6 protein-coding genes are annotated in these 6,391 nt (G+C 69.3%); 2 read left to right on the forward strand and 4 right to left on the reverse strand.

All coding sequences use genetic code 11. From position 1 onward, the window contains the following. Nucleotides 1–49 precede the first annotated feature (49 nt). Nucleotides 50–955 (forward strand): fructokinase, encoded by a 906-nt coding sequence (mak, locus tag AC3XYG_RS32470; RefSeq protein WP_489144022.1) that lies wholly within the window; start codon nt 50–52, stop codon nt 953–955. A gap of 94 nt (nt 956–1,049) precedes the next feature. Continuing rightward, nucleotides 1,050–1,865 carry an adenylate/guanylate cyclase domain-containing protein gene (locus AC3XYG_RS32475; protein WP_489144023.1) on the forward strand — a complete coding sequence of 272 codons (816 nt, stop codon included), beginning with the start codon at nt 1,050–1,052 and terminating at the stop codon, nt 1,863–1,865. Between the two features lie 34 nt (nt 1,866–1,899). On the opposite strand, the gene AC3XYG_RS32480 is transcribed toward AC3XYG_RS32475, so the two are convergent. The 4 genes from AC3XYG_RS32480 to amaB form a co-directional block, all read right to left on the reverse strand. After that, nucleotides 1,900–2,694 (reverse strand): ABC transporter ATP-binding protein, encoded by a 795-nt coding sequence (locus AC3XYG_RS32480; protein ID WP_489144024.1) that lies wholly within the window; start codon nt 2,692–2,694, stop codon nt 1,900–1,902. A gap of 1 nt (nt 2,695) precedes the next feature. Further along, nucleotides 2,696–3,616, reverse strand: coding sequence for an ABC transporter permease (locus AC3XYG_RS32485; RefSeq protein ID WP_489144025.1), 921 nt, complete (start codon nt 3,614–3,616; stop codon nt 2,696–2,698). A 119-nt stretch (nt 3,617–3,735) separates the two neighbouring features. Then, entirely contained in the window at nt 3,736–4,662 is a 927-nt protein-coding gene (locus AC3XYG_RS32490) for an ABC transporter substrate-binding protein (protein ID WP_489144026.1), read from the reverse strand. 276 nt (nt 4,663–4,938) lie between these two features. After that, nucleotides 4,939–6,391 (reverse strand): L-piperidine-6-carboxylate dehydrogenase (gene amaB / locus AC3XYG_RS32495; RefSeq protein ID WP_489144027.1); only part of this gene is annotated, 1,453 nt, incomplete at its 5' end.

The following is a 6,391-nucleotide window of genomic DNA, read 5'->3' on the forward strand; positions in this document are numbered from 1 at the left end:
GGACGGCGCGGGGACATTGTCGTGACTGCTGCACGGGTGGGAGGCGAGGATGCGGATCGGCGTCGATCTTGGGGGTACGAAGATCGAGGCGATCGCCTTGGACGATGTCGGGACGGAGCTGCACCGCCAGCGCATCCCGACGCCGCGCCTGTATGACGGTACGGTCCAGGCGATCAAGGACCTCGTCGAGGCGGTCGAAGCCACTGTGGGTGAGCGCGGCACGGTCGGCGTCGGCATGCCCGGCGTGATGTCGCCGCAGACGGGCCTGGTCAAGAACGCCAACTCGACCTGGCTGATCGGCAAGCCCTTCGACAAGGACCTGACCACCGCCCTCGGCCGCGAGGTGCGCTGCGAAAACGACGCCAACTGCCTAGCCGTCTCGGAAGCCACCGACGGCGCTGCGGCGGGCAAGGGGCTGGTCTTCGCCGTGATCATCGGCACCGGCACCGGCGCCGGCATCGCCATCCAGGGCCGCGCCCATCGCGGCGGCAACGGCCTGGGCGGCGAATGGGGCCACAACCAGCTGCCCTGGGCCACGCCCGAGGAGCTGCCGGGCCCCGACTGCTATTGCGGCAAGCAGGGCTGCCTGGAGACCTGGATCTCCGGCACCGGCTTCGGCAAGGACCATGTCCGGGTGACCGGGCAGGACATCTCGACCCATGAAGTGGTGTCGCGGGCCGAGGCCGGCGACCCGGACGCCTCGGCGACGGTCGAGCGCTATATCAGCCGGCTGACCCGCGGCCTGGCCCATGTCGTCAACCTGCTCGACCCCGATGCCATCGTGCTCGGCGGCGGCATGTCCAACGTCAAGCGGCTGTATGACGAGGTGCCGAAGCGCCTGCCGCCGATTGTGTTCGGCCGGGACTGCGCCACCCCGATCCTGCGGGCCAAGCATGGCGACAGCAGCGGCGTCCGCGGCGCCGCCTGGCTGTGGCAGCGCGGCGAGGTCGGCTGAGCGCGGCTTTCCCGCCGGTCAAGAGGCCGACGGTTCGATTTCGGCTGTGATGTTCTTATAATGTTCGCATCCGGGTCTCGCGATGTCGCGGCGGGTGCAGTATGATCCGGCCCCGATCCGCTTCGAGGCCGACCCCATGACCCAGCCGGAACGCCGCCTGACCGCCAGTCTCTGCGCCGACGTCGTCGGCTATTCCCGGCTGACCGGCCAGGATGAGACCGGCACCCTGGCCCGGCTGGACCAGGCCCGCGGCATCCTGCGCACCGCGATCACGGGGCAGGGCGGCCGCATCTTCAATCTGGCGGGCGACGGGCTGCTGGCCGAATTTCCCAGCGCGCTGGCCGCGGTGCAGGCGGCGATCGCGGCGCAGGACCGGCTCGGAATCTGGGCCGCGGACCAGACGGAAGAGAGCCGGATGCGGCTGCGCATCGGCATCAATCTCGGTGACGTCGTGGTCAGCGGCGACGATCTGCTGGGCGACGGCGTCAATGTGGCGGCGCGGCTGCAGGAGGTCGCGATCCCCGGCGGCATCTGCCTGTCCGGCGCGGTCTACGACCAGGTGCGCGGCCGGATCGAGACCGGATTCGCCGATCTCGGGCCGCGGCCGATGAAGAACATCGCCGAACCGGTGCGGGTTTATGCGCTGCGGGTCGGCGCCGATGCCCATCGGGTGGAGGCGGTGACGCCGGCCGCCAGGCCCGGGCCGGACCGGCCGCCCTTCATCGAGAGCTTCCGCCGCCGTCTGATCGGCAGCGTGCTGACGCTGGCCGTGCTGCTGGTCATCAACTTGATGACGGATCCGCACGATCTCTGGGTCCGCTGGGTGGCGCTTGGGCTCGTGATCATGCTGGCGGCGCCGATCCTGCGGGATCTGCTCCATGGCCGGCCGCTGGGCGCCCGGGGCAAATAGCAAGCCCGGGGCGGCGGCCCCAGGGCGTTCGACGTCAGCCCAACAGCAGGCTGTCGTCGGCCAGCTGCTCGCCGCGCACCTTGCTGAACAGCTTCAGCAGGTCGGGCACTTCCAGGCCGCGGCGCTGGTCGCCGGCGACGTCGAAGGCGACCTGGCCCTCATGCAGCATCACCGTGCGGGTGCCGTAATCCAGCGCGTGCCGCATCGAATGCGTCACCATCAGCGCGGTCAGTTTCTGGTCCTCGACGATCTTGCGGGTCAGCTGCAGCACGAAATCCGCGGTGCGCGGGTCCAGCGCCGCGGTGTGTTCGTCCAGCAGCAGGATCTTCATGCCGGTCAGCGTCGCCATCAGCAGGCTGACCGCCTGACGCTGGCCGCCGGACAGCAGGCCCATGGAATCGCCCAGCCGGTTCTCCAGCCCTAGCCCCAGCACCGCCAGCCTGTCGCGGAACACGGCGCGGCGCGGCCCGTCGATCGACGGGGCCAGGCCGCGTGATCGGCCGCGGGCATAGGCCAGCGCCATGTTCTCCTCGATCGACAGCGCCTCGCAGGTGCCGGCCATCGGGTCCTGGAACACGCGGGCGACCAGCCCGGCACGCTTCGGCGACGGCCAGCGGGTGACGTCGATGCCGTCGATCTCGACCCGGCCGCGCTCCGGGCTGGCGTCGCCGCTCAGCACGTTCAGCAGGGTCGATTTGCCGGCACCGTTCGAGCCGATGACGGTGACGAATTCGCCGACCGGGATGGCCAGGGTGAGGCCGCGCAGCGCGCGGTTCTCGAGCGGCGTGCCGCGGCCGTAGGTGACGTGGGCGTCCTGAACCGCGATCATCTCAGGCGCTCCGCCGGAACAAGGACTTCAGGGGATTGCGCATGCCGGGCAGCATCAGCGCGATGCCGACCAGCAGCGCCGTCACCAGGTTGAGGTCGGAGGATTGCAGCCCGAGCCAGCTGGTGTTCAGCGCCAGGGCGATGACGATGCGGTAGATCACGGCGCCCAGCACGCAGGCGGCCAGCATCACCACGATCCTGCGGGTGCGGATCATGGTCTCGCCCAGGATGACGGCGGCGAGGCCGACCACGATGGTGCCGGTGCCGACGGTGACGTCGGCGAAGCCCGCGGTCTGGGCGAACAGGGACCCGGCCAGGGCGACCAGCGCGTTCGACAGCGCCATGCCGACGTAGATGTGCAGCTTGGTCGAGATGCCCTGCGCCCGCGCCATCCGCGCATTGGCGCCGGTGGCGCGCATCGCCAGGCCGAATTCGGAGGTCAGGAAGCGGCCGACGACCAGGGTGACGATCAGCACGATGATCGCCAGCACCACCACCTTCAGCGTCGCCCGACCGGGCAGGCCGATGCTTTCGAGGGTGGGCGTCAGCCAGGTGAACAGGTTGATCACCGTGTCCTGGTTGATCAGCGCCACGTTCGGCTTGCCCATGATCCGCAGGTTGACCGAGAACAGCGAGATCATCGTCAGGATGCTGGCGAGCAGGTGCAGGATGCCGAAGCGGACGTTGAGCCAGGCGGTGATCAGCCCGGCGCAGGCGCCGGCGGCGACCCCGACCAGGGTGGCCAGCACCGGATCGACGCCGGCGACGATCAGCGTGGCCGTGGTGGCGGCGCCGAGCGGGAAGCTGCCATCGACCGTCAGGTCGGGGAAGTTCAGCACCCGGAAGGACAGGAACACGCCGAGGGCGACCAGGGCGTAGATCAATCCGATCTCGATCGCGCCGAGGAAGGCGAACAGACTCATCAAGACATCCTGCGGAGCGGCCGGCACCGGCCGCGGAAACGACAAAGCCCGAGATACGGCTCAATCGCAGGCCGGATCCGCTGTGGCGGGCCCGGCCTGCGACCCGAGGCGTTCGGGGCTTAGTTGATGACCTTCTTGGCGCGGCTCAGCACTGCCGGGGGGATGGTGACGCCCATCGCCGCCGCCGACTTGGTGTTGACGAACAGGTCGGTGCCCGTGGCGTTCTTGACCGGGATGTCGCCCGGCTTCTCGCCCTTCAGGATGCGGACGACGACGGCGCCGGTCTGGCGGCCGATCTGGAAATAGTCGAAGCCGACCGAGGCTATGGCGCCGCGCACGACGCTGTCCGTGTCGCCGGAGAACACCGGGATCTTGTTGTCGATGCCGACCTGGATCACCGCTTCGAGCGCCGAGACGATGGTGTTGTCGGTCGGGACATAGATCACGTCGACCTTGCCGACCAGGCTCTGTGCCGCGGCCTGGACGTCGGCTGATTTCGAGGCCGGGGCCTCGACGATCTCGACCTTCCACTCCGGCGCCATTTCCTGCAGCGCCGCCAGCAGGGCCGCACCATTGGCCTCGCCCGGATTGAAGGGCACGCCGATCCGCTTCACGGTCGGCACGATCTCCTTGATCAGGTTCAGGTGATCGGCCAGCGGCGACAGGTCGGAGATGCCGGTGACATTGCCGCCGGGGTGATCGAGGTTCTTGATCAGCTGGGCGCCCAGCGGGTCGGTCACGGCGGTGAACACCACCGGGATGTCCTGGGTCGCGGCGACCACGGCCTGGGCCGACGGGGTTGCGATCGGCACGATCACGGTCGGGTTCTCACCGACGTATTTCTGGGCGATCTGGGCGGCGGTGGCCGGGTTGCCCTGGGCCGATTCCGACAGGAAGACGAGATTGTCGCCCTCCTTGTAGCCGGCCTCTTCCAGCGCCTTCTTGATGCCGTCGCGCGCGGCGTCCAGGGCCGGGTGCTCGACGATCTGGGTCACGGCCACAGTGACCTTGTCCGCGGCAAAGCTCACCGTCGACAGAAGCGTCAACGCAGCCCCCGCTGCGAGCGCCAAACGACTGATATGCATGTAAAGACCCTCCCATGTTCGTGATCCTGGTCCGCACATCGTCCGCCTGCGGCGATCCCAGGATCCCTATTTGCGGCAAAGATTAACCGATCGTTCGGTTAATGCAAGGGTGCATCCCCGGATGATCGGCGGCGGCGATCCGCCCGTCCCCTTGGGCAGCCGTCGCATCTGGTCCGCATTAGCGCAGGCGGCCGGTGGGTCGTCAAGAAACCCCCAGGCCGCCTGCGTTTTGTTCGATCAACCGAGGTCGAAGACGATGCCCTGGGCCAGCGGTAGCTCGCGGCTGTAATTCACCGTCGCGGTCTGCCGGCGCATATAGGCCTTCCAGGCGTCCGAGCCGCTTTCGCGCCCGCCGCCGGTCTCTTTCTCGCCGCCGAAGGCGCCGCCGATCTCGGCGCCCGAGGTGCCGATGTTGACGTTGGCGATGCCGCAATCGCTGCCCGCCGCCGACAGGAAGGTCTCGGCCTCGCGGATGTCGGTGGTGAAGATGCAGGAGGACAGGCCCTGCGGCACCTCGTTGTGCAGCATCAGCGCCTGGCCGAAATCCCGGTACTTCAGGACGTAGAGGATCGGCGCGAAGGTCTCATGCGCGACGATCTCGCTCTGCTTCGGCATCTCGGCGATCGCCGGGCGGACGTAGAAGCCGTTGGCCGGAACGCCCGCCGTGACCTGTTCGCCGCCGGTGATCGTACCGCCCTGGTCGCGCGCCGCGGCCAGCGCCTTCTGCATGCCGTCGAACGAGGCCTGGTCGATCAGCGGCCCAACCAGCGTGCCGGTCTCCAGCGGGCTGCCGATGCGGACGGCGCCGTAGGCCTGCTTCAGGGCCGGCAGCAGCTTGTCGTAGACACTGTCATGCACGAACAGGCGGCGCAGGCTGGTGCAGCGCTGGCCGGCGGTGCCGACAGCGCCGAACAGGATGGCGCGGACCGCCATGTCGAGATCGGCCGACGGGCAGACGATCATGGCATTGTTGCCGCCGAGCTCCAGCAGCGACCGGCCCATGCGCTTGGCCACGCGCGGACCGACCTCGCGGCCCATCCGGGTCGACCCGGTGGCCGAGACCAGCGCCACCTTCGGGCTGTCGACCAGCGCCTCGCCGACCTCGCGGCCGCCGATCAGGATCTCGGCCAGGCCGTCCGGCACGCCGCCGAAGCGCTCGGCCGCCTTGCGGAAGATCGCCATGGTGGCCAGCGCCGTGACCGGCGTCTTCTCCGACGGCTTCCAGATCACCGGGTCGCCGCACACCAGCGCCAGCGCCGCGTTCCACGACCACACCGCGACCGGGAAGTTGAAGGCCGAGATCACGCCGACCGGGCCCAGCGGATGCCAGGTCTCGGCCATGCGGTGGCCGGGGCGCTCCGACGCGATGGTCAGGCCGTACAGCTGGCGGGAGAGGCCGACCGCGAAGTCGCAGATGTCGATCATCTCCTGGACCTCGCCGAGGCCCTCCTGGAGGATCTTTCCGGCCTCGATCGAGACCAGCCGGCCGAGTTCGGCCTTGTGGGTGCGCAGCTCCTCGCCCAGCAGGCGGATCAGCTCGCCGCGGCGCGGCGCCGGCACGGTGCGCCAGTTCAGGAAGGCGTTGGCCGAGCGCTCGATCGCGGCTGCGACATCGGCGGCGCTGTGCTCGGGCAGGCGGGCGATCTCGGTGCCGTCGACCGGCGACCGGACCAGCAGGGTGCCGCCGGTC

Source organism: Inquilinus sp. (assembly GCF_057815775.1).